At 36.6% G+C, this 22,584-nt stretch carries 23 protein-coding genes; 22 read left to right on the top strand and 1 reads right to left on the bottom strand.

Going from position 1 to position 22,584, the window contains the following annotated elements; translation table 11 throughout:
• Positions 1 to 69: 69 nt before the first annotated feature.
• The 4 genes from tnpC to FAY30_RS26090 all read left to right on the top strand — a co-directional run bounded on the left by tnpC (position 70) and on the right by FAY30_RS26090 (position 4,531).
• Complete coding sequence (gene tnpC / locus FAY30_RS26105; RefSeq protein WP_149873074.1) at positions 70 to 1,671, top strand: IS66 family transposase; 1,602 nt, start codon at positions 70 to 72, stop codon at positions 1,669 to 1,671.
• Between the two features lie 459 nt (positions 1,672 to 2,130).
• Positions 2,131 to 3,009 carry a hypothetical protein gene (locus tag FAY30_RS26100; RefSeq protein WP_149872913.1) on the top strand — a complete coding sequence of 293 codons (879 nt, stop codon included), beginning with the start codon at positions 2,131 to 2,133 and terminating at the stop codon, positions 3,007 to 3,009.
• A 77-nt stretch (positions 3,010 to 3,086) separates the two neighbouring features.
• The gene (locus FAY30_RS26095) at positions 3,087 to 4,289 is read left to right on the top strand and encodes a DUF4062 domain-containing protein (RefSeq protein WP_190284984.1); all 1,203 of its coding nucleotides are present in this window, start codon (positions 3,087 to 3,089) and stop codon (positions 4,287 to 4,289) included.
• Positions 4,286 to 4,531, top strand: coding sequence for a hypothetical protein (locus tag FAY30_RS26090; protein ID WP_149872911.1), 246 nt, complete (start codon positions 4,286 to 4,288; stop codon positions 4,529 to 4,531). Before FAY30_RS26095 ends, FAY30_RS26090 begins: the two co-directional genes overlap by 4 nt.
• Positions 4,532 to 4,567: 36 nt before the next feature.
• Here FAY30_RS26090 and FAY30_RS27415 read toward each other — a convergent pair whose 3' ends face one another.
• A complete protein-coding gene (locus tag FAY30_RS27415; RefSeq protein ID WP_190284983.1) occupies positions 4,568 to 4,711 on the bottom strand; it encodes a hypothetical protein in 144 nt (47 codons plus the stop codon).
• Positions 4,712 to 4,805: 94 nt separating this feature from the next.
• Here FAY30_RS27415 and FAY30_RS26085 point away from each other — a divergent pair, with 94 nt between their 5' ends.
• The 18 genes from FAY30_RS26085 (at position 4,806) to FAY30_RS26000 (ending at position 22,584) form a co-directional block, all read left to right on the top strand.
• Complete coding sequence (locus FAY30_RS26085; protein WP_149872910.1) at positions 4,806 to 5,948, top strand: DUF418 domain-containing protein; 1,143 nt, start codon at positions 4,806 to 4,808, stop codon at positions 5,946 to 5,948.
• A 215-nt stretch (positions 5,949 to 6,163) separates the two neighbouring features.
• On the top strand, positions 6,164 to 6,556 hold the full coding sequence (locus tag FAY30_RS26080; RefSeq protein ID WP_223821046.1) for a DUF6018 family natural product bioysynthesis protein: 393 nt from the start codon (positions 6,164 to 6,166) through the stop codon (positions 6,554 to 6,556).
• A gap of 54 nt (positions 6,557 to 6,610) precedes the next feature.
• Positions 6,611 to 7,252: a RadC family protein gene (gene radC / locus FAY30_RS26075; RefSeq protein WP_149873076.1), complete on the top strand. Its 642-nt coding sequence runs from the start codon at positions 6,611 to 6,613 to the stop codon at positions 7,250 to 7,252.
• Positions 7,252 to 7,677, top strand: a complete 426-nt coding sequence (locus FAY30_RS26070) for a single-stranded DNA-binding protein (protein ID WP_149872908.1) — start codon at positions 7,252 to 7,254, stop codon at positions 7,675 to 7,677. Before radC ends, FAY30_RS26070 begins: the two co-directional genes overlap by 1 nt.
• A gap of 79 nt (positions 7,678 to 7,756) precedes the next feature.
• A complete protein-coding gene (locus FAY30_RS27410; RefSeq protein WP_190284982.1) occupies positions 7,757 to 8,218 on the top strand; it encodes a hypothetical protein in 462 nt (153 codons plus the stop codon).
• 68 nt (positions 8,219 to 8,286) lie between these two features.
• On the top strand, positions 8,287 to 8,598 hold the full coding sequence (locus FAY30_RS26060; protein WP_149872907.1) for a hypothetical protein: 312 nt from the start codon (positions 8,287 to 8,289) through the stop codon (positions 8,596 to 8,598).
• A gap of 1 nt (position 8,599) precedes the next feature.
• Positions 8,600 to 9,676, top strand: a complete 1,077-nt coding sequence (locus FAY30_RS26050; RefSeq protein ID WP_223821045.1) for a DUF6094 domain-containing protein — start codon at positions 8,600 to 8,602, stop codon at positions 9,674 to 9,676.
• 188 nt (positions 9,677 to 9,864) lie between these two features.
• Positions 9,865 to 10,164 (top strand): hypothetical protein, encoded by a 300-nt coding sequence (locus FAY30_RS26045; RefSeq protein ID WP_149872906.1) that lies wholly within the window; start codon positions 9,865 to 9,867, stop codon positions 10,162 to 10,164.
• 92 nt (positions 10,165 to 10,256) lie between these two features.
• Complete coding sequence (locus FAY30_RS26040) at positions 10,257 to 12,107, top strand: LPD1 domain-containing protein (protein WP_149872905.1); 1,851 nt, start codon at positions 10,257 to 10,259, stop codon at positions 12,105 to 12,107.
• A gap of 15 nt (positions 12,108 to 12,122) precedes the next feature.
• Positions 12,123 to 12,506 (top strand): nucleotidyltransferase domain-containing protein, encoded by a 384-nt coding sequence (locus FAY30_RS26035; RefSeq protein ID WP_149872904.1) that lies wholly within the window; start codon positions 12,123 to 12,125, stop codon positions 12,504 to 12,506.
• A gap of 198 nt (positions 12,507 to 12,704) precedes the next feature.
• Complete coding sequence (locus FAY30_RS26030) at positions 12,705 to 13,013, top strand: hypothetical protein (protein WP_149872903.1); 309 nt, start codon at positions 12,705 to 12,707, stop codon at positions 13,011 to 13,013.
• 82 nt (positions 13,014 to 13,095) lie between these two features.
• The gene (locus FAY30_RS26025) at positions 13,096 to 14,508 is read left to right on the top strand and encodes a DNA cytosine methyltransferase (protein ID WP_149872902.1); all 1,413 of its coding nucleotides are present in this window, start codon (positions 13,096 to 13,098) and stop codon (positions 14,506 to 14,508) included.
• Positions 14,509 to 14,585: 77 nt separating this feature from the next.
• Positions 14,586 to 15,233, top strand: coding sequence for a hypothetical protein (locus tag FAY30_RS26020; RefSeq protein ID WP_149872901.1), 648 nt, complete (start codon positions 14,586 to 14,588; stop codon positions 15,231 to 15,233).
• A 458-nt stretch (positions 15,234 to 15,691) separates the two neighbouring features.
• Positions 15,692 to 16,756: a DnaA N-terminal domain-containing protein gene (locus FAY30_RS26015; protein ID WP_149872900.1), complete on the top strand. Its 1,065-nt coding sequence runs from the start codon at positions 15,692 to 15,694 to the stop codon at positions 16,754 to 16,756.
• Positions 16,757 to 17,459: 703 nt separating this feature from the next.
• The gene (locus FAY30_RS26010; protein WP_149872899.1) at positions 17,460 to 18,347 is read left to right on the top strand and encodes an ArdC-like ssDNA-binding domain-containing protein; all 888 of its coding nucleotides are present in this window, start codon (positions 17,460 to 17,462) and stop codon (positions 18,345 to 18,347) included.
• 24 nt (positions 18,348 to 18,371) lie between these two features.
• Positions 18,372 to 18,593: a hypothetical protein gene (locus tag FAY30_RS26005; RefSeq protein WP_149872898.1), complete on the top strand. Its 222-nt coding sequence runs from the start codon at positions 18,372 to 18,374 to the stop codon at positions 18,591 to 18,593.
• A 334-nt stretch (positions 18,594 to 18,927) separates the two neighbouring features.
• A complete protein-coding gene (locus FAY30_RS27400) occupies positions 18,928 to 19,077 on the top strand; it encodes a hypothetical protein (RefSeq protein ID WP_190284980.1) in 150 nt (49 codons plus the stop codon).
• Between the two features lie 183 nt (positions 19,078 to 19,260).
• Positions 19,261 to 22,584 carry a helicase-related protein gene (locus FAY30_RS26000; protein WP_149872897.1) on the top strand — a complete coding sequence of 1,108 codons (3,324 nt, stop codon included), beginning with the start codon at positions 19,261 to 19,263 and terminating at the stop codon, positions 22,582 to 22,584.

Here is a 22,584-nt window from a genome sequence, read left to right as displayed (position 1 = left end):
TATCTTTATTCCACTGTTCGAACTCGTTATAATAAAAGAAGTGAATCCGAACGAAAAGTGGTGAATGATGTGGCGAATACTTCTTCTACGAATGAAAATCAATTTGATAGAGTAATTCGATTGCTCGAAGAGCAGTTGGCTCATTCGAATCAACAAAACCAGGAGCTATCAAAAAAATTGGATCAATCGTTGAAACAGAACGAAGCGTTAACGCAACAACTTCGGCACTTAACAAAACTCTTATATGGTTCTAAAACTGAAAAATCAAGATATAACGCACCAGAAGGGCAATCGTCATTATTTGATGATGACCCGTCTTTTAGCGAATCTGAGCACACAGAAGAACAAAGCCAACAGACCATTTCTTATACTGTTGTTCGAACTATTAAAAAGAAAAAACGAAATGATTCATTACGAGATGATATCGAAGTTGAAGCATTTCACTATCATCCAGAAAATATACAATGTGACTGTTGCCAGGGACAAATGATTGAAATTGGAAGTACAATCGTGCGCGAAGAAGCAGAATTTATTCCCGCAAAAATGAAGAAAGTCCAACACATAGAACATGCTTATGAATGTAAAAATTGTAAAGGTGATTCATTTCAAAAAGCCCAAATTAAACGTGGTAAGGCACCGCAGCCTGCCATTCAACGTAGCATCGCAAGCCCTAGCGTGCTTGCCAAAGTCATCTATGATAAATTTGCGCAATACCTCCCCCTTTACCGCCAGGTTAAGGAATGGGATCGTTACGGCCTGAATACCAACGATAAGAATCTTTCGAATTGGGTCATTCGTGCATCACACGATTGGCTATTGCCTATTTATGAAAGAATGAAAGATTTGATGATGAATAAATCGCTTTTACATATTGATGAAACATATGGACAAATACTCCACCGTTCCGATGGTAAATCGGGTCAAACCAATGCTTATAATTGGGTGTCTCGAAGTGTTCCTTGCCAAGGACCACCAATAACTCTCTTTCATAGTGCATTATCGCGAGCCCGATCCGTCCTTGAAGGATTCATTGAAGGCTTTTCAGGAACGATTATTTGCGATGGTTATTCTGCCTATGGCAAGTTGGAAGGCGTTACTTTCGCAAATTGTTGGGCCCACGTTCGCCGTTATTGGCTGAAGGCGGATAGCAAAAATGGCCGTATAGGTGTGAGCTTTTGTGACGATTTATACCGTCTTGAAAGGAAATTTAAACATTTGTCTCCGAGTAAGCGAAGAAAAAAACGCCAGAAATATTCGAAGCCAATTGTAGATAAATTCCTTGAATGGGTTGAAACGTCACCATTCTATGGAAAAAATGCGCTGGCGAAAGCAGCTGAATATACATTGAACAGGGCAAATGGACTTAGAGCATACCTGAACGACGGGCGCGTTGAAATCGATAATAATCCCGCTGAAAACGCCATCCGCCCTAACGTCGTGGGGAGAAAAAACTGGCTTTTCTCAGTCAGTGAAGCCGGCGCAAAAGCGAACGCCATTTGTCTCAGTATCGCAGAAACTGCCAAAAGTAACGGTGTAGATTTCTACGAATACTTGAAGAAACTTTTGACGGATCTGCCCAATCTTGGCATCCATCAAAAACCTGAAATTTTAGATCAATACATGCCCTGGTCAAAAGTGATTCAGGCCGAATGTGGGCAAAAATTGAAATAAGCCGTAAATTCGATTGAAAAAAATCGGGATTTACGGCTATTCGTGATGCGTACCGAAAGGTGCGCTTATTTTTTATAATTCGGGCTTACGGTAATTTAAAGATAGATATAACAATATGTTGTTAAAATAATACGGGTAATTATGATTTTATTTTAATAAGGGTATAAAAAAATAATCCGGTTAATTATAATTTCTTAGTTTTGTTATTAAAAAAAATTTTTTAAATCCGGGAATTTACGAATTCATTATCGAAAAGAAATGCTTTATTTTATAATATCTATATTCGGTTAATTTTGGTGTTTAATAACCGCTGAAGAACTTTCCATCCAGTACGGCGAAGGTATACTTGAATGTGGTATAAAAACTTCAACAGAGCAAGAGAATAGTTCTTGCGGGGCATCCGGAGGAAGGCTAGGTTGCTGGACTTGTGGAATGGTTAGCGGAAAGGATCCAATGCTAATGAGATTCATAGCAGAGGGGCATCGTTATGAAGGATTGCTTGAATGGAAAACCCTTATGCTTCAAATGAGGAACGATATTCGACTACGCGAGATTTTTCCAAGGCAGCATTATAATCGTATCCTAAAGCAAGTGGACAAGCCAGAACAGGTTGATTTATTTGATATAGATGAATCCACCAAAGCAGCAAATAACTTTGAGACTTATGAAAGGGCATTAACAGACTCCTATGCTCCGGGCGGGATGACGTTAGAAGGCCGCAGATTGCTTCTTGAACACCTTTTGTATATTCAAGAAAGAGACGGTCTTTCCCTTATCTCGGAGGATGAAATACAAGCCGTTTTAGGTGCATGGGAAGATACAGAGGGTATTTGTATTGACCGCTCTGAAATCAAGCCAAAAGCCATGAAATACGATGGAGAATTAGTATTCCTTCCTAACAAGACGGTAAATAAGAAAGCCACTAAAAATAAGAATGAGGTTTTCTATATTACTATCGAATTAAACAAGGAAAAAAATGAACTTTATACTTTCCTAAAAAACAGGCAAAGGGTAAATCGAACATCTCTCTACTTTTTCCCGGATTGTACGGAATTTAAAGAGACGAAACTCGTTTGGAATAAAGTTACCTTTGTTGTCTGTAAGGAAGGGATCACAACAAAATCAGAAGCTGCAGAATATGTTCACCAGTGGTTAGGGTGGCGATATGGTTCCTTTACGGATGAAACAAAAAAGGCCGCTCTTAATTTCTTGATTCTATCTGCTCTATCTGAAGGACTCACAGAAAGAAAAAAAAGGGAGAAAAACGTGACTATTGCTAATTTAGAGCCGCTTCCAGTAACACATAATGAATCTGGTCAAATGGCTTTTGCAATTTAAAAAAGGAATTTGAGGTACTTTATAGAAATTATAAAAGGGACAAGCAATATGTCCCTTTTATATGGAGGGGAAAACACTTGATTAACAAAACGCGCATTTTCATTAGTTCAGCTTATGAAGAAGACTTGAAAAGCCCACGCAAAATAATAAAGGAACATCTTGAAGATAGTGGTTATGAAGTGCCGATATTTGAAGCGGGTGACTTTGGTACTTGGGAAAAAGACACTTTGCAACAATGTTTAACAGTGGTGCGTAGTTGTGATATTTTCGTTCTACTCATTAACAAAAAATCTGGTGCTAATTCAACATTAATGAGAGGAAATGTCACTCCAACCTACTTAGAATATCAGGCAGCTCTTCAGGAGAAAAAGCATATTTTGGTTTTTGTAAATCCAGAAGTAAAAAACAACTTTATGTCTATGAAGGATGATTTTAAAAGGATTTTTGACACTTACGTTAGTGACCATCATAGGTTGCCTAGCTCTCCGTTTGACCCTATAAAAGACTGGGTAGAGGAGCAAATGAGAACAGAAAACTTATATAAAAGAATGTTACAGATAGCTGATCCTTTTGTATGGGCTTTTTTGTATGATGTTTACAGTAAATGGAATTGGCTTTATGAGTATGACATTGCCCATTCAAGGGAACATGCCAAAAATATTTCAGCGATGTTGAGTACCTCTCTTAAATCTGTTGTAAAATTTATCTCAGAACGGGATGAAATTGACCAATTAAAGACTTCTGCTACTTATTTGTTAGAATACGCAGATATAACATTAGATATACTAAAAGAAAAAAACGAAATTAAAAAAGGACCTCTCGAAGACTGGTCAAGAGTTTTACAAAAGAGTATCAATTTCCTTAGTAGAAATCCCATCGAAATTGTTCAAGCACGTGATTTTAATCCGCTGGTTGTTAACACTATACAAAGATGTCACGCTGCATCGCTTTATTCCTATAATGGAAAACAAGCATTAGATTTAATTGGGACTGCAGGAGATATTACAGCAAATGATATGTTTTCCTTAGATGAGACAGATGTTTTTGTTGTAAGTGCCTTTAATAATAAAACTCGTCTTTTTGCCTTTAGACAAGACAAGCAATGTCTTTATATTACAGAGCCAATAGGAAACTCAGTTCTTTGTTTACATTTCAATTTAGATACAAATTGGACAAAAGAAACAGCGGAGGCATACATGGCAGAGATAGAATATGCTATAATAAATCAAAATGAATTGTTTTTTGATTTTATGAAATTAGTGATAGGAGGGAGATCATGAGCAAAGAGCTTGCGAATTACAAAAGTACTGACGAGGTTGTAGTGGTCAAAATATCTCCAGCTGTTTATAACGGTAAATATGTTTCTACTTACAAAAACCTAGGACCGACAGTAATCAGCGGTTCTAAACATGCTGGTGATTTACGTTCGTCACTTAAGAAAACAATCGAATCAGTTAATCATGCATTAAGGGAATCCGAAAAAATTATTCCACTTAACAAAAATGCAATTAGGGGTTACTAATAAGTAAAAGGGAACTGAGTTCACTCAGTCCCTTTTTTATTTTTTCAAAAGATTTAAGGCTTTTTCCTTAAGTGCAATATGCTGTTCTATTATTTCCTTCCTTCTCTCTTCCAACTTTGCTTTTTTATCCTCAAATACGATTGGTCTTGCTATTGTCCTGATATCTATTACTTTTCCCATTACAAACAACCTCTCAATTCAAATATTAAGGAAAACGGACACTAAATCAGTTAAAATAAGTATATAGTATTTTTTCCATGGAGGCTTATTTGTTTTGAATTCACGCATACATATTATAGATTCCATTAGAGGTCTAGCTATTTTAGGCATAATTCTAGTTAATATTCCTTCTTTCGCTTGGCCCGAGATATACGATTCTTTTCCTAGCTCTTACTGGCATACACCTGCAGAGAAATTATTGCATGACATCCTATCACTGTTGGTCCAATCAAGTTTTTATCCGGTTTTTGCCACCCTTTTTGGTGTAAGTATGTTATTTGTTTTTCAAAGCGCGGAAAAGAAGGGATTGAACCAATACTTTGTATTTCTCAAACGTTTGATCATACTTCTGATAATTGGACTTGCTCATGCTCTGTTTATATGGCATGGAGACATTTTAGTGGTATATGCACTCCTGGGATTGCTCTTACTGCCTTTTTACCGTCTGAGTGCCAAACTTTTATTTAAAATTGGATTAACCCTTTGGCTTGTTCCTAACGCCTTTTATGGTCTTTGGCTATTCGTTACAAAGGCTGTGATAATACCTTACGATAATACATCGGCTATCCAAGAAGTAATTAAACAGTACCATAGTGGTATACTAGCTGCTTTTAATCAAAACATTCACGAATGGTCTCAATTATACAGTTTAGCAAGTCTTCCTTTTATTTTTATTAGCATCTTCCCAATGTTGTTGTTTGGATTATCCCTAGCTAAAAGTAATCTGCTTTCAGTGATCGCAGAAAATCGGCTTAATGTTAACTTAGTATTAATTGGCTCCGGTGTAATCGGACTTTCTTTAAAGGCTCTCCCGCTCATCGGACCATCTAATATGTTATTCTCTCACTTAGCTGAAGTATTCGGTGGTCCTATTGTTGGATTATTTTACGCTTTATTAATGGTAAAGTTTGCGAATAAACTAGCTCAGTTTCAAACTGCTCTATCATATGTTGGAAGAATGTCCTTAAGTAATTACGTGTTTCAATCACTTACTGGATTTTTAATTTTTAAAGTCTTAGGGTTATACGGTAAAATATCAACAATACACACGATAACAATTGCTTTAATCATTATTTCCATGCAGCTGATTATTAGTAAATGGTGGATTAAAAAATTTAACTGTGGCCCACTAGAAAATATGTGGAAAAAGCTTACTTATTTCCATCTATCAAATACTAGAGTTAAAGAGATTTCGTAGGGTGCTTAATAAGCATTCAATAATTAAATATTTAAATATTTATTGCCTTAATAGGCAAATAATAGTAAACTTAACTCATAACTTCTTTAGATTTTTTGATTTTTTTGCAACCATTTTGGTTAGCGGGTTAAGTTATTAAACGCAGCGTCCTTTGGGATGAGACTTTTTAACACAATTTTTTGTGTCAATAAAAGTCCATTCTGGAGGGCGCTTTTTTGCGTTCTAATAAAAATATTTCTTTATTCCAGAAAGGGAGGAAACAAGTAATGAGAGCTTTGGCAGAGGTATTAGGTAGTAAAAATGATGTATTTGAGGATTGTAGAAAACGAGTGCAGGTTTTAAGCAACACTGAAAAGTACCGCCTTACCGCAGAAATACTTATGAAAGATGGAAGTCGTCGGATTTTCCGCGCGAAAGCCGTTGATAAAAATTCTGCTACCCGGGAAGTATTAACTTTCGTTGCAGCTGTAGAAGAAGCAACCGCCGAAACAGTCATGTGGAGATTTAAAGGGGAAAATACGTATCACATGAGTACTAATTATAACGCTCGCCCTTCAATCTTCGAACGTGCTAAAAAGGCGTTTCTCACCTACTTTATTGACCTATAAGCATTGAGCGAATTAAGAAACTTGAGAAACTTTAAGAAAGGTTGTTGTTTAACTATGAACAAACACTTTGCTATCGCAAAGGAAGAAATGGTTTTCTATGGTACTGAAAATACTTCGTTACAAAACTTGTTAGCGGTAGTAATTGGTCCAAAAGCAAACCCATCCATTACCGGGCAATTGGCTTCATTGGGAGTAAAAGGGCTCTCTTCTTTATCAAAAGAAGAGTTACTTTCATACGAAGGCATTGGAGAAACGATTGCAGATCGCATTATTGCATGTTTAGGTCTTGCTGGACTAATGAACAGGTTCAAACTTGAAAACAAGTATATTGTTCGTTCTCCAGAAGATGCTGCTAAATACTTTTCGGATATGTCTATATTAGACCAAGAACAAATTGAAGTAATTTTTTTAAATACGAAAAATGTTGTACTTGGTAGAAAAACTATCTTTAAAGGTTCATTGAATGCCACTATAGTTCACCCAAGAGAAATTTTCCGCGAAGCACTAAAAATAGGGGCTGCCTCTATTATTGTGGCTCATCAGCATCCAAGCGGTGATCCCTCGCCTTCGAAAGAAGATATTGAGGTAACACGGCGTTTAACTGAAGTCGGAAAAATTATGGGTATTGACTGCCTAGATCATATAATTATCGGACACAACAAATTTATATCACTAAGTGAAAAGGGGTATTTGTAATGAATAACGTCGTATTAATTGGCCGCCTTACAAAGGATATGGCAGATCTACGAGGTTCAGAAACTAAAGTTGGACTTTTTACTATAGCTGTAAATCGTAAATATACGAACTCCCAGGGTAAAAAGGAAGCAGATTTTATCCAAGTTAAGGTGTTCAAAAAATTAGCTGAGAATTGTAAAAAGTACCTTAGCAAAGGAAGTTTGGTATCTGTTGAAGCATCCTTGCAGACCGGTAAATTTACTAGGGACGGCAAAGATAATTACTTTATGGAAGTAATTGCAGATGATGTACGTTTCCTTGATACCAGAAATCGAAATAATAACTCTTCTAACGATGAGGAGGGCTCAAGCAATAATAACGATTATGATGGTGACCCATTCGCTGGTGCTACTGAAATAACCCCAGGAAATGACTGGCCATTTTAATTGGGAAGAAACAAAAGCGTTCACACTAAACGGTGAACGCTTTTTATTTTAGTAAATTTATTTAACTGGGGGAATTTCTATGGAAAATCTATATTGTGTAATTTTACCGGAGGGCTCTATTGCTTTTAATGGCATTGCCTGTGACCTGCATGAATACTTAGAGGAAAGAATCGATGAAGTTCTCGGATTCACTCCAATGCTTCAGGAATCAGAAGATGAAGGGTATCTGGAAATGTATATTCACACTGATACCTATGAACTTCTTTCTGATAATGAGCTTGCTAAATTGGATGAACTCGACATTACTGAAGATGATTCCCTCGAAGCAATCTGCAGGCTATTAAATGTCCGGATTGAATTATATAAAGGGGAGCAAATTGTCACTTGTACAATCTGCCTTAAAGAATATCCTGAAGTCCTGGTTAATACTAAGGATTTCGTGGAGGAAAAAATTTGCCACAACTGCCTTCCAAAACATCCATTCCGAAAAGATTTAGTCTTATTAGGAGTTAATATTTATGGAAAAGTGGCAGGCATATAAAATAATAGCATTTGCTAAGGAGGGGTAAACTTTTTACCTCTCTTTTTATGTTTAAAGGGGGACTTCCAATGCCGTTACCGCATTGCTACGAAAACAGCGAATCAGTTGAACCTTTCCTGTCTAGAGCAAAAGAAAGCCTTCCTTATCTTGCATATTTAGCAATTCAAGGGGCTTATGCCGAACAGGATAAAATGTTCAAGGTTGTGGCACTTACACACCTTCGGAACTATTTTAAAAAGGCCGCTATTCCAGAGGAACTATTTAAAGAGCTTATTAGTTTGCTTGATACGTTTAAAGATCCTTATGAGGACTTTCTTGAAAAGCATAACTTAAGCAGCTGGACTAAAACTAAAACTAACATTCTAGGAGGAATCATTTAATATGAGCCATGTTGGAAATAAAATCCGGGCAGGTTTCTTTGCAACACCATCACGCCAGGGAGAATATTTTACTAGTTTACTAGAAGTAGAAGGCAGCGGAGTTTGGCTAGACCCAACTTGTGGTGAAGGAGAGATCTTAAACCAATTATCTGCTCCTTTTAATAAAGAGGATTGTACCATCTCTACCTATGGAGTTGAGTTGGATAAAGCTAGGGCAGAAAAAGCACAGCATTTATTAACCCATTGTCTTAATGCACCAATAGAGTCAATGGTTATACAAAATGACGCTGTTTCTTTGCTCTATCTCAACCCACCTTATGACTTCACTATGAAGGGAATGGATGATGAATCAGCTGACCGTAAAGAATGTACCGAACTATATCGCAATACCCGCTATCTAAAGGAGAAGGGATTAATGATTTATGTCATTCCTTCTTATAGATATGCTGACAAGCGGATAGCACGGTTTTTGGCCACTCATTTTTATAACATTGCAATGATGCGGTTCTCTGATGAGGATTATGATGACTTTCACCAGTGCATTTTTATTGGAAACAAGAAATCAGGAAAGCATAAAGAGTTTAATCAAAAGCTTTTTGACTTCCTGACCAATATGGAATCCGAGGAATTTGTACATTCAAAAGTTACTCCAATTGATAAATTCGTAGCTGCCAATAAGAAATGGAATGTTCCTTCTGGAATAGAAGAGTTAAAGACTTTCTATACCAAACTAGCGAATAAATCTGATTACTCAGAAGGCATTCGTAATAGTAAGGGATTCCAGGCATTTATGAATCGTTCAAAACCAAGGCAGTTAGAAATTGGAGGAAATCCAATTCTACCGCTAAATGTTGGTCAACTCGCCCTCCTTTTGGCCTCTGGCGCAGTGAATGGAGAAATTGGAGAGGGAGAAAACTATCATTTGGTTCAAGGACTGGAACTTGTTAAAAAGATTCCTACCCAGGAACAAAAGACTCATGATAATGGCAGTCTTACCACTATTAACAAGATACGCACAAAAAGGGAAGTTTCCGTGAAGATAATAAATCCAAACGGAAAAATCTTAAAGCTGGTATAGGTGGGCTAAAAATCATGTTCTATGACGAAAAAAGCATGTGTCATATGCTGTGAGAAATTTGATACAAAAACTACGCATGATATCAAAATTGTGTAAACCAAAATATCAAAAAAAGATATTCAGATGAAGAGGCTTTTATAAACATTTATTGTGAGGAACTTTTCAATAAATAGTAAGGGGGAGACAAAATGTCTAGTGAATACAACAAAGTTTGCTCTTTCAGTAATTTTGAATTCGGTTATTATGTGAGACCAGATAATAGTTGTGTTGATGAACACAAGGTTGTTGCACGTTATTGGGACAAAAAAAACAACTTCCTTGATGAGAAGATTCTCTCTTATGAGGATAGTCCAGGGGAAGCTGTACAAACCATTTCTAGACTCCTTAAAGAGGGTGTTGTATTCAATAACGTTTATGGAACACAAACTTTTCCTGGGGGATTAGAATTAATATATCGTGACGGTCAGCATGTTCCTTTTAAGTTATAAAGAGGAACAGTCAAAACAAATTAGAGGGGCAAAGAAGTTAATTCTTCTTGCCTCTTTTTTATTATTAATAACCAATGTGGAGGAATTTAAATATGGAAACAAATCAATTGTCTTTATTTCAGACTGCGCCAGTTGAATCAATTTTATTGGATATCCGGACTGAACAACAATCTTCTAAGAAGGTTGCATATGACGTAGGCGAAAAGATCGGGCTTGCCCGTAAAGATATTGCTGCTTTAAGAAAAGCATTTGAGGAAAATCATTCTGGTGCCTTATTAGAGGAAATTGAAGGCTTCAGCTCAGTATTAGCCGCTGAAGTCATTACAAAGCATGAACTCTTTAAGGGATTCACATTACAGAAGGAAAAGGAAAATGAAGTTGAACCAGCTGTAGCACGAGCAAAACAATTGCTGATTCAGCGGATTGATTCAAAACCTACAGATGATTCAAAAGAAAGCCGGCTCAAATTTATGAAGGCAGCCCAACATCTTCTTGCTTTAATGGAGCCAGTTAAGACGTTGGATGAATTTTATACCTTTATTAATAATGTAGCAAGTCTACTAAGGCAAGAGAGAAATAACCTTAGTTATTATGAAAAGTCTTTTGAAACTCTCAAAACCGAATTAGATTGTCTTGAGAAAGGTTCGGAACAGTGGAAACAAATGTACAAAAAAGCTGTATCCACTAAAGGGATTCTAAATGAAACCCGAAAAGCATATGAAATTGGTTTAAGAAGCCTTGGAGATAAGTTTTGTAACTTCTTTAGGAGCAGGGCAAGTTATACAAGCACTTTAACCAATGCTTTGAAGGTTAATTCCTGGGATGAACTTCTTACTAAAAAGGAGAAAAAGCAAACTTCTACAAGAAAGCCTGTTTGGGAAAGAAATCTTCCTGAACGTCCAGATCGTACTGGCGGAGCTCAAAGTCCTATCGAAAAACCGGAAGATCTAATAACTTTCTTCGGTTTCCGCGGTGTGGAATTTGGCCATTACATGGAAGATGAAAAGGGAATGGAACATATTCTCCGTTCATCTGAAGCCTTTATGGATTTGGCAGAGCTTTTAGGTGTAGACTATAAAGCTGTTTCTCTTGATGGAACACTTGCTATGGCTTACGGCGCCCGTGGACGTGGAGGTAATGCATTGGCACATTTTGAACCAATCTCCAATGTTATAAACATGACAAAAGAGAGAGGTTGCTTAGGTGTGCTAGCACATGAATTTTTTCACTCCCTTGACTCAAGGTTGTATAACCTAAGCCATAAATCAAAAAATGGGAGAAGGGGTTACGCTTCTGAACCCGATACTCTTGGTAGACATTTAGATTCCTTCCTGCAGCTTTTGTTTACAGAATTAATCGATACGATTAAAAGCGGAAGTAGTATTGGCTATTATGAGAACACCAATAAACCCGGTGATAGATGGAGAGGAATAGCTTTTAAAACAATATACAAGCGTCATGGTGGAGACCTTTTTAAAGCAATGGAAGAGAAAATCTCTAATGCACAAGAAAAGCTTGAATCTCAATTGCGCTACTATTCTTCATTATCCTATATTACCGATAAGGACAGGGAAAAGTTGAAAAGAAAATCAGAGAGGGATATTAAGGCATTTGCACAAGCCATTGCTTGGTACCATGAAGTCGAAACTGGCGAAAGGGTAGACAAAATACCTTATCCATCACCAATGTCCAATTACTATCAGGCTTCAATTTCTTTGGATAAAAATAAGGTGGGGAAATATTGGTCAGCCAATCTGGAACTTACAGCTCGTGCCTTTGAATCTTTCATTCAAGATAAATTAAAGGATGCCGGCAGAAGATCCGATTACCTTGTTGCTGGAACTCGTGACGGCTTAGCCTTCCCTATGGGTGAAGAAAGAGAAGCCATCAATAAAAAATTTGAAGAAATATTTAAGTTCATCAAAGAACTTAAAATACTTTAAGGTGGGAAATTAAAAATGAAAAATAATGAGTTATTTAACACATTAAATATATTCGATATTCATGGAGCTGTAATGAGCCATATTGAAGGCTGTTTTCTATCCTTGGGACCTAGTGAATTTCAACCAACTATGATTTGTATTGTTGGAAGCCGACTTAATGGGACTCATTCAGGCGAAAGTGATTTGGATATTGCTATTGCCTACAGAGGTACTTTGAGGGAAGATGACTGTTTTAATGGCCTCATGGAGGAACCTTTATTCTTTGAGGACATTAAAGTGGATTTTATTCCTTACAGTGAACAAATAGGAAATGGGATTGACCTAGACCGTCCTCATTACCTTCTTTTTTCAGAGGATGCGGAAACCATTTTCCAGGAAGAAAAAATGAACGATTTGTAGCCAAAAAACAGTTATATTTGAGTTTCGTTTAAAAGGACATGCTATGGAGAAATCATTCCAGCGAAGACGCATTGAGAGTGTTGTTTAATAGCAATGTTCTTTATGATTCTTTAATGACAGCTGAATATTCCAAATCATAACAAACACTTTTAAGGGCTTCCTCACCAGGAAGTCCTTTCAAATTATAGGAGGATTATCATGCAAATATATTGTTCGTATACATCAGATACCGAGCCGAAGGAAATTGTAAAACGGTTAATTGATATATTTTGGTCTGATATTTATAACGTGCAGGTGATTGAAGAAACTCTCAAGGCTGCGACTAAATTGACCATCCCTCAATCTATTCAGAAGTTCATAGAACGGATGGACTGTTTAGTAAAGGCTGAGAAGAAGATTTCTCCTCTGTATGTTATTGAGCCCTATGGTGAGGCATTAGAACAATTGGACCCTATTTATTACTCAAAAAAGCGGAGAATTTTCTATCAAGAGGATATCGAATTTTGATATATGCAACCAGGATGGCGGCTATACAAGAACAATTAAGTTTTATGAGTGAGAGCAAATAAAAACTACGGGGGTATTCATAATGAATTTAAAACTAAAGAAGGTATATACCGTTTCTAAAAAAGGAAAGCCAGAGAAACCTCGTCTTTTCTTACAGCACATGGTTTGTGAAGCTGCCGGCTTTGAGGTTAAGGGAGAAGTTTTCATCCGTATTAATGAGGAAAACGAAGAAATCTTATTGCAAAACTTCCCTTTCGAAGATAAGCAAGATGTTCATACTATACATGTTGCTTCAAGAAAGAGTAAAATAAGTGGGAAGGAAAGACCATTGGTAGATACAGCTGGAGATAAATATTGTTCTTTTCTCGATATTAACCAAAAAATAGAGGTTAATGTCTTTAAACAAGGAAATAAGGGACAAATTATAATCCGGCCGCTTGAATATCGCTTGTTTGAAAATAGCACAATCCCAACACCTAAGGACCAGCGTATTCGTTTATTATCTGTCTGTGCCGGTGCGGGAGTAGGAACGAGCGTTCTTCAGGATACTAGCTATTTTACTCCTATACAAGAAATAGAATTAGAGGATGATTCAGTCGAAGTCTTGCTACATAATTTCCCGAATTCAAGCGTGTTCTGCGGAGATTTACGTGATTGTCAGGACATTGCTGAAGTGGATATGGCTTTTGTGTCCCTTCCATGCTCAGAGCATTCCAGCCTTGGCTTTCAGGAGGGCAATGTAATGAATGATTTAGTAACAGCATGTGCGAAGATCATTCATTCATCTAAAGCAGAGATCCTATTCTTTGAAAATGTACCACAGTTTTATAAAAGCAATGCGTGGGAGTCCCTTAAAAGCCTATTAAATGATGATTACCCATTCTGGGCTCAAAAGGAATTGGAAGCATGGGATTTTGGCTCTCTAGCCACTAGAAGAAGGACTTACGCAGTAGGTTTCCGGAATGAAGAAAGATTCCTTACATTCGATTTCCCTGCTGCTCCAAAGGTTAGAAGAAAGAAGTTAAAAGATTTCCTTGACCGCTCAAACGTACAGCATGAATGGAAGTGTGTAAAAAAGTTCATGGAGTCTTTTAACAGTCGTGAAGCCTGGAAAGATAGAAGTTTGGAGCTCACTTTTGTTCGCAAGGATGCGGAAAGAATACAATGCATTCCTAAGCGCTATACGAGCCAATGTGCGTCAAATAGCCATGTTTTAAGTGATGATGGACAAAGCTTTCGTTTCTTATCTATTGATGAAATAAAGAGGATTATGGGTATTCCAGAGCATTTTAGTTTTACCGAGAATATCCAAAAAATAAGAAAGTACGAAATGCTAGGGCAATCAGTTGATGGCAGAGTGATCAAAGCCATTGCTAACCGCCTAGCTTACACATTCATGAAAGTTAAAACCGCTTCTACCGATACAATAAAGAAAAAGGTACAAAGCTATAACATTAGTAATAGCGGCCAGCTGGAACTTATGCTCTCTTTATAGAGGGCTTTTTTTATTTATTCATTAATAATTTATGTGATACAATTCATAAAGAAATCTAGTTAAAAAGGGGTTTTTTAATGACTGCAAGAGTGACAATCTATACCCGAACTTCAATAATAATGTCTGCTGATAGCTTACTGTCCCTTAGAACCCCGGATAAAGTAATAGGAACAGAAACTATCCAAAAAGTATTTTATATAAAAAAGAACGGTACTGGAATATCTGTTTTTGGAACCGGAAGACAAAATAATATCAATATCAGAGATATATTAAAAGAGTTTGCTTCTAATCTACCAAATCAGAATCAGACTTCTGTTGCCAGCAGCCTTTCAGATTTTATGAAGGCTAAGTATTCTAATTTCCATACAGACTTTGTTTTATGCGGTTTCGATGGTGATACACCCTTTGTTTTTGAATTAGAGTCCAAAAACCAATGGCAACCAGTGAGAAAAAATCTGGACGATGCAGGAAACATTAAAAGTGATATATTAGGAGATTTATCAGATTCAACAATAAATGACATTATACCGTTATTACCAAATTTTGAGCAAATTACAAATATTGAAGCATTAAAATTAATTGATACCATATTTGACCAAGAAATTAAAAACCAAAGTAAAACAGGCAAATTCATTAATGTTGGAAAGCCAATAAATTACTTGGAACTATTCCCTGACTCCCATATGGTTATCGGTCCGTTAGCAAATGATAGTTATTTAGATTAATTTAATATTGGTTATCTTATTGAACTTTCATTCTCTTCATGTTTTAATATAGGTACACACAACTGGATAATTAAAGGGATAGACCCTAGTATTAAGAGCTGACTTTATTTTCGGTTTCTTTATGCTAGGGTCTTTTCTGCATTTATTTACCAACTTTTTCGACAAAATTCAAGCTACTTGGCCAACAGTTTTATAGAAACCAACCGATATATTTGATATGATGATAAAAAAAGAGACTCCATTTAAACATTCACTTAAATAAAAAAACCCACCTGGGCATCTCATTTAATCCATTCAGTTTGGCCGCTGGAAGATTAAATGAAATTGATGAAGGCGGGATTTCTTACTTGCATTAATTAATCCTATTTTACAAAAAGGGGCAATAATTATCAAGTCTGAAATCTGCGTGTCTTTTCATCTCTATTTGGGAGGGGAAAGGGGAACGGAGGTTTTTTGTTTTGCAAGATGATAAGACAAATCTTAAAGGCGGGAAGGATAGGCTTGATTATTACAGGAGCATAGATACAGGTATTCTTGAACCGCGCTTAAAATTAATAAAAGAAGAGAGCCAAGAAAGTTTAGTAACCAGGACTTACTATTATCCGGAACAAGATAAAGTAAAGTATACCGAAGAAGAGGTTAGAAAGTTCTCCTTAGACAGTTATGGGGAAAGCATTCCTTACATTGATGGGGAACTAACTATATTTAATAACTATCTGTTCGACTTCTGGGGGTATTTCTTAAATGCAGAAGGGCTTGCCCTATATGGACATTTAAAACGGTTTGCCTATGGAAACAAGGATTGGTGTTTTCCAAACTTTGAACTGATCAGTTTGAAAATGGACAAATCTCGACCAACCGTACATACATATATGGATATTCTTGAAAGATATGGGTTTGCATATAAATTTGGTGTTTGGAATCGCTCCAGAGAAGGAGTAGAGGAAGGTCCGATTTTTAAGATCCGGAAAAAGGTTCCTTTGCTTTCAAAAAAGCTCATTTATGGTGACCCGGACATTGTTATTCCCGATGATGCTCCACCGCACATAAAGAAGGCTTTAAAAAAGGAAAAACTAGGCTTGCCAAAAAGGTTGCAGCTTGAACACGAAAAGTATGTTAAAACCATGATAGATAATAACGAAACAGTGAAATTAGAAACAGAAATTGACTTTGAATCAATTTACCGCCAGTGGCAGCAATATGGAGAGCTCATTAAATCCTCGAGTAAAAGAAATAAGAGCAAACTAGCAAGTCAGGTCCGTCATGAGAAAGACATGGATAAAGAAGAGCAGGCCTTATTGAATTTCATTAAAAGTTTCATATCTGCGAAAATTAGTAAACCATCATATGATACTTGGTTTGCGAATGTATTGTTAAAAAGAGAAAATAACGACATTACCATCATTGCACCTAATGAATTTGCCAGAGATTGGCTAGAAGAACGATATGTACAGCTAATCAAGAATGCTTTGGAACAATATAATTTTGAAGCAGAATCTATCAAGTTTGGTATCCTACAATAATTGAATTGTAGGATTTTTTTTAAGGATTTTTATGGCGGTTAAAGATTTATTAATACAGCTTAAAAATACTTAAATCTAGGTTAAAGACTTTTAAAACTACCATAAAAAATCTTTAAGGTATAGGTTAAAGATTTTTTATGGTATACCTTAAAAATTTTTTAAGGTATTTAATTCAACATTTAATAATAATGGGTAGGTTAAAATTTTTTTAAGGTATATACATAGGTTAAAAATTTTTTAACCCCCCATTAAAGAATTTTTAACCGAATAAATACAAAGGGGAATAAATACTCTTTTAAATTAATATTATATGGAGCTAACTTTAATCCAATTTTGTTTTCAGATATATAATATTGGGGCAGGAATCTATTAGCACATCATGTTTCATATACTAATAGCTGGACCCGCCAAATAATTATTTTCTTGTCGAAATACAAAAGAAAGGATATAATACCAATATATTCTTTTTATACTTTTTTTATTTTATGGCAATCTGATTTACGGATTAGCGGGTACTACATTAAATGAAACAGCCTTTGTGGTTGATAGTTAAAATAGCATTTCTTTTGCTATTTATTATCAAATTCCACAAAGGCTTTTTTTGCGTTTTCAGAGCTTTTATTATGGTGGTTAACAACGGGAATGGGATTACCTATTCTCGTTTTTATATATAAAAACTTTAAGAGTAAGGGGCTGCTGTAAAATGGTATATCGCCAAAACAAAAGTAATAAAGTGAGTAAGGACGGACCGAGTGTACAAGAGAAAGTTGATGAACTTGTGTCAATCCTGGAAGAAGGAGTTTCGAATTTCCGTTATTCTCCTGAAGAGTTTAAAGCTCTTTTACAGATGAAGGCTTTAATGCCTAATTACTCCTTCAGAAACATTATGGTTGCCAAGACTCAGTATCCAAATGCTAGTTTTATAGCTTCATTTAAGCGCTGGAATGAGTTAGGCCGGAAAATTAGAAAGGGAGAAAAGTCCATTAAAATCTTCAAACCAAATTTCAAAGCTGTTGAAGATGAAAACGGAGAAGTGGAAACGAAGCTTGTTGGTTTTCTAACTGTACCGGTATTTGCCTATGAGCAAACTGAAGGCGAACCGCTACCCATTGACAAAGTGGTCATTAAACTTGAAGGCGAATCTGAAGAAGCACGAGAAATTATTGAGTATGCTGAACAGATTGCTTCCAAGGATAATTGTCCAGTCACTTATGGGGATGCAAAAGGTGCCAATGGTTTTTATAGCCCTTATCTACACCGGATAGTTGTTAGTGATACCTTAAGCATAAATCATCGTTGTAAAACATTGGTTCATGAACTTGTTCATTCCAAAGTACATCGCCATGATCAATCTTCCTCTTCATCTGAAAAAGAGGTAGTTGCTGAGGGGACTGCTTTTGTTGTTTGTTCTTTCTTTGGTTTAGACACTTCCGATTACTCTTTCAGGTACGTTAAGTCCTGGAGTAAGGGAGAAGAAAATTCACTTTTAAAATATGGTTCTCAAATTTGTGATATTGCTAGGAGAATCATTGGTGAATTTAAAAATTTGATGGAAGAAGAAAAAGGCAAACAGGACCTAATGACAGCATGACATACTTGAAAGAGGAGAGGTTTTATGGAACAGGTAGCTTTTAAATTAGAGGAATATGCTGGACATAAATTTTATGTCGAGTTTGTAAGCATGCTTTCTTTTGGATATTGGTTTCGCATTCATACGATAAGTGGCACACAAAATGTAACCATTGAGCACGAGGGAACAATAGATGAGGCACAAAGTGAGGTTATTCAGTCTTTTAAAGAAAATCTTATTTCTAATTTGAAAGAATCTTATGAATGACACCTTTGAATTAAAGGGCGACATTTCTTTTACCTATGAAATATCCGGTAATCATTCCGACGACAAGAGCAGGAATAACATTAAGGGACTCAAAGGATTTTGTACTGAATGCAATTACAAGGATTGTAACTATTGCACTTAAAATTGTTATTAATAGAGATTTCAATTGTATTCTCCTCCATATATAACGTATTTTCCTTTTGTTAAAATATAACATTTTTTATCTAGGTATACAACGAATTTTTCTAAAATAACCTTTTGGATAGTTCGTCTTACGAACCAAGGTAGTCTTTGAAACAAATTGTGAACTAAAGAAAATGAAGGAGTTGTTACTATGAAGTACGAGGTATTTGTATCTGTTGAGAAGGTAATCTCAGTAAAAGTAAAAGCTAATAGTGATGAAGAAGCCATTGAAAAAGCTAAAAATAAGTTAATGACTAGTTCGGAAGATTTCGCACAAATTTTAGATGCTTGTGTTGAGTAGTTCATAATTCGACTAAAATGTGCATTAATAATACGGATATATTACCAAAATTGAGTTACCTATCAAGTATAGAATACTCAAAAATAAAAAGTTAATAGGGAGGTGTATCCCTTACCTCATTAGTAGATAAGGGAACGCCACATGGCTTTTTTCCTTATCTATTAATGATATGGAAGGGGTCATATGATTGTATGGAATAAGGTAGAAGAAACAAACGAAAACCCAAAAATGCTTGAATTGTATCTTGAGCAGGCATGGCAAACCGCTTTTTGTTACGCATTAGCCGTAGAGCCACCGGAACATGAATGGCAAGGTGCAAAGCTTCTAATGACGATTATTGCCGGTAACGATTCAACACTCCAGGCTATGAAAGCTGCCGTTGATATCGGAAGTGGTGGAATGTCATTTGGACATGGGGAAAAACAATTAACGGACTATAAATTTGTCCAGCAATTCAGAATGTATTCAGATAAAGGAAAATATGAGAAATTCCCAATCACCATTAATCAAAACCGTAAAGCGGTTGCGATTGTACATGACGATTTGCTTGGTAATGGGGAATACATTCTCTCTTTTGATGGAGATCCAGCTGAAGACCTGAGACAAGTTTTAGGTGGAGGTAAATTTGGGCTTAACATCCTACCAGAATGGAAGAATATCATTTTAGATGAGTTTGTGAAACTTGGCTGCATTGAAGAGTTGAACTTCTATTTTGACAAGACTCTTTTCCCAGAAGGCTTCAGTATTTATAAGCTGAAGTTCGGGGAAGAAACCGCAGAGCAAGAGGCAGACGATATTATCTCTAATATGATTCAAAGAGGGTTATTGAAGTTTCCTAAGGCTGGAAGCGGACAAGCTGTTGAGTCAATTCAAGACCTTACTGAGTACATGACAAAGTTCATGAATGACATGGTAGATAAGGTTAGTAGGAAGGTAACTCCTATTCATAATCCATTGACTAACCCGGTTCATCCGCAAATTTCAACCTATAAGCGGGAGCTTTTCCCTGTTCAAGCCCATGTAAGTACAGCTGTAGCAAAAGTACTTAAGAAACAAAAGGTTGCTTTGATCCAGGGCGAAATGAGTACGGGAAAAAGTACTATGATGACAGCGATTCCTGATGTTGTTGCTGCTATGTCTAATAAGAAAGGCTATTTTGCTTGCCTCATGTGCCCTCCTAGTTTAACCAAAAAGTGGCCAGAAGAGATCAAGGAAATTATTCCTCATGCTGATGTTCGAGTAATCGAAAGGACAGAGCAATTAATTGCCTTCCATAGTTCTTGGACTAAAGCTGGAAGGCCAAAGCCTGATAAACCGACTTTCTTTGTTATCGCATTTACTACAATGCGTGGTGATTGTGCGACGGTACCTGCAGTTCACTTCCAATATAAGAAAACGGCTAAACAAAAATTAGAGGATGAATTACCTTATCGCTTTGGATACTATTGTCCAAGTTGCGGAAAAGCTCACCAAGTCATTGAGTCTTCTCAAACAGAGACCGACGAAGATGGAAATGAGCAAGAAACGCATACTAAGCGGTCAATGAATGAAGATGAATTCGGAGAAAGTCGCAGAATCCATAACTCAAAAAATCCTGCTAATGCTTTTTGTAGTGAATGTCGTGAAAGCTTATGGACCAAAAAGGTTCCTACACGCTTTTCTTCAATAAACGGATGGTTAAAGTTTGATAGGCAGATTTCTCATGCTTTAAAAGACAATAACCATAAGTTAATCGAACACTTGCATAATAACCTACCGGAAATTCCTAAGCAACAAGGAAATCCAAGAAGGATTGCTACAGTCGAATATATACGCAGGAAAATGAGATGGTTCTTTGATATCGCCATAATTGACGAGATTCATATGCTTAAGGCTGGCATGAGTGCCCAAGGTAATTCATTGGGTAGCCTTGCAGCCGCATGTAAGAAGGTTGTCGGAGGCACTGGAACCTTGTTTGGTGGTAAGGCTGAAGATATCTATTATACTCTCTGGAGATTGTTCCCTCACCTAATGGTAGAGAATGGCTATAAGTATTCTGAGGTCAGGAAATGGAATGAAGAATATGGAAACATCGAAACTACTATTTATAACTTTGATGATAAAGGTGAGTATAGCAATAAGCAGTCCAGAGGCGGAACAAAAAGGACAGAAAAAGTGCTTCCTGGGATTTCCCCATTCGTATTTTCTAAGTTCTTGGTACAAAACAGTGTCTTAGTAAGGCTGACAGATGTGTGGCCAGATCCTGTTGAATTAATAAATGTTCCTACTATTCTAGTTGATTTGGATGATGACTTAAAGAGTCACTACCGAGATATGGTAACTACCTTTGAAAATGCTATCCAATCAAGGGATGATGGACACAAACTTTATCTTCCGCTAACTCAGACAGGGATTGCTAATCCAGATAATCCATTCACTTATCCTTCTTTCTCAATCAAGACAGAGGATGGAGACCGAGAATTAATTTGGAGCCCTGATGTTTTTCCGAAAGAGCGGATTTTAAATAAGGAGAAAAAACTCCAAGAGATTATTAAAGGGGAAATGGAAGAGGGCAGAAAGAGCATTGTTTATGTGCGGGATACAGGCTCAAGTGTACAAGGTAGAGATGTTCGTCCACGATTACAGCATGTTCTTGAACAGATTGGTGCGAAGGTCTGTATTTTAGATACTTCTTCTACACAAACCAATAAACGTACTGAATGGCTAAAGAAAAAGATAGAAAAAGAGGGTTACGATGTTTGCATTGTTTCCCAAGAATTGGTTCAAGTAGGACTTGATCTTCTTTGCACTCCAACCCTCATCTTTTATCAATTCAGTTGGAGTCTTTTTACTATTAACCAGGCAGCAAGAAGGGCATGGAGAATTGGTCAAACTGAGGAGTGCCGCCTTTATTATCTAGCATATAAAGACACATTCCAGGAACAAATGGCCACTTTAATTGCTCAAAAGAATAAAGCTGCTGGTGCTATTAATGGTGAAGCAAGCTCTGATGGATTAAATGCGATGCTCGGGGATGATGGAGATTTACAATCTATGCTTATCCAATCCATCAAGAAAGGTAATGTTCTTAAAGGATCTACTGAAGAATGGGTAGCTGAAGCTTCCGAACGGGCTAGAGAGATCTTAGCAGGCATCGGTAAAAAGAAGCAAAAGGTTCTTACTGCCAAGGAACAGTTTGTTGCATGGGTTAACCAACAAATTGAAACTGATTCTTCTAAAAATGTCCTCATTAGGAAAGCCGCTACTATTACAAGCAACATTGAAAAAGGTGACATTACAGGTTTCCGCTTCATAAACGGTGTTTTGGAAGTGGATATTATTGAAGCCTTTGGATTTGATTGTATAGCGGATGGAGAACTGGTTGCCTATCTCACTGAGATTGAAAGAGCAGCGGCCGAAGCAGTGGAACAGCAAATTTCCTTATTCGAAATTAAGGCTGAGGAAAAGAAAACTAAGAGAAAGCGTACTGCGCCAGTTACTGGTCAGTTAGCATTTGAACTATTTTAG

Origin of the sequence: Bacillus sp. S3 (assembly GCF_005154805.1) — a bacterium.
Lineage (GTDB): Bacteria > Bacillota > Bacilli > Bacillales > Cytobacillaceae > Neobacillus.
The sequence above is the reverse complement of the archived record's forward strand: the minus strand, read 5'-3'. Positions and strand labels throughout refer to the sequence as shown.

What these genes read in the sequence shown, in the direction of transcription:
- FAY30_RS26045 (WP_149872906.1), top strand. Translation starts at nt 9,865, where the DNA reads ATGTCTAGTGAATACAACAAAGTTTGCTCTTTCAGTAATTTTGAATTC.
- FAY30_RS27400 (WP_190284980.1), top strand. Translation starts at nt 18,928, where the DNA reads ATGAAGTACGAGGTATTTGTATCTGTTGAGAAGGTAATCTCAGTAAAA.
- FAY30_RS26090 (WP_149872911.1), top strand. Translation starts at nt 4,286, where the DNA reads ATGAGCAAAGAGCTTGCGAATTACAAAAGTACTGACGAGGTTGTAGTG.
- FAY30_RS26025 (WP_149872902.1), top strand. Translation starts at nt 13,096, where the DNA reads ATGAATTTAAAACTAAAGAAGGTATATACCGTTTCTAAAAAAGGAAAG.
- FAY30_RS26040 (WP_149872905.1), top strand. Translation starts at nt 10,257, where the DNA reads ATGGAAACAAATCAATTGTCTTTATTTCAGACTGCGCCAGTTGAATCA.
- radC (WP_149873076.1), top strand. Translation starts at nt 6,611, where the DNA reads ATGAACAAACACTTTGCTATCGCAAAGGAAGAAATGGTTTTCTATGGT.
- FAY30_RS26060 (WP_149872907.1), top strand. Translation starts at nt 8,287, where the DNA reads ATGCCGTTACCGCATTGCTACGAAAACAGCGAATCAGTTGAACCTTTC.
- FAY30_RS26100 (WP_149872913.1), top strand. Translation starts at nt 2,131, where the DNA reads ATGAGATTCATAGCAGAGGGGCATCGTTATGAAGGATTGCTTGAATGG.
- FAY30_RS26000 (WP_149872897.1), top strand. Translation starts at nt 19,261, where the DNA reads ATGATTGTATGGAATAAGGTAGAAGAAACAAACGAAAACCCAAAAATG.
- FAY30_RS26010 (WP_149872899.1), top strand. Translation starts at nt 17,460, where the DNA reads ATGGTATATCGCCAAAACAAAAGTAATAAAGTGAGTAAGGACGGACCG.
- FAY30_RS26020 (WP_149872901.1), top strand. Translation starts at nt 14,586, where the DNA reads ATGACTGCAAGAGTGACAATCTATACCCGAACTTCAATAATAATGTCT.
- FAY30_RS26070 (WP_149872908.1), top strand. Translation starts at nt 7,252, where the DNA reads ATGAATAACGTCGTATTAATTGGCCGCCTTACAAAGGATATGGCAGAT.
- FAY30_RS26035 (WP_149872904.1), top strand. Translation starts at nt 12,123, where the DNA reads ATGAAAAATAATGAGTTATTTAACACATTAAATATATTCGATATTCAT.
- FAY30_RS27410 (WP_190284982.1), top strand. Translation starts at nt 7,757, where the DNA reads ATGGAAAATCTATATTGTGTAATTTTACCGGAGGGCTCTATTGCTTTT.
- FAY30_RS26050 (WP_223821045.1), top strand. Translation starts at nt 8,600, where the DNA reads ATGAGCCATGTTGGAAATAAAATCCGGGCAGGTTTCTTTGCAACACCA.
- FAY30_RS26005 (WP_149872898.1), top strand. Translation starts at nt 18,372, where the DNA reads ATGGAACAGGTAGCTTTTAAATTAGAGGAATATGCTGGACATAAATTT.
- FAY30_RS27415 (WP_190284983.1), bottom strand. Translation starts at nt 4,711, where the DNA reads ATGGGAAAAGTAATAGATATCAGGACAATAGCAAGACCAATCGTATTT.
- FAY30_RS26030 (WP_149872903.1), top strand. Translation starts at nt 12,705, where the DNA reads ATGCAAATATATTGTTCGTATACATCAGATACCGAGCCGAAGGAAATT.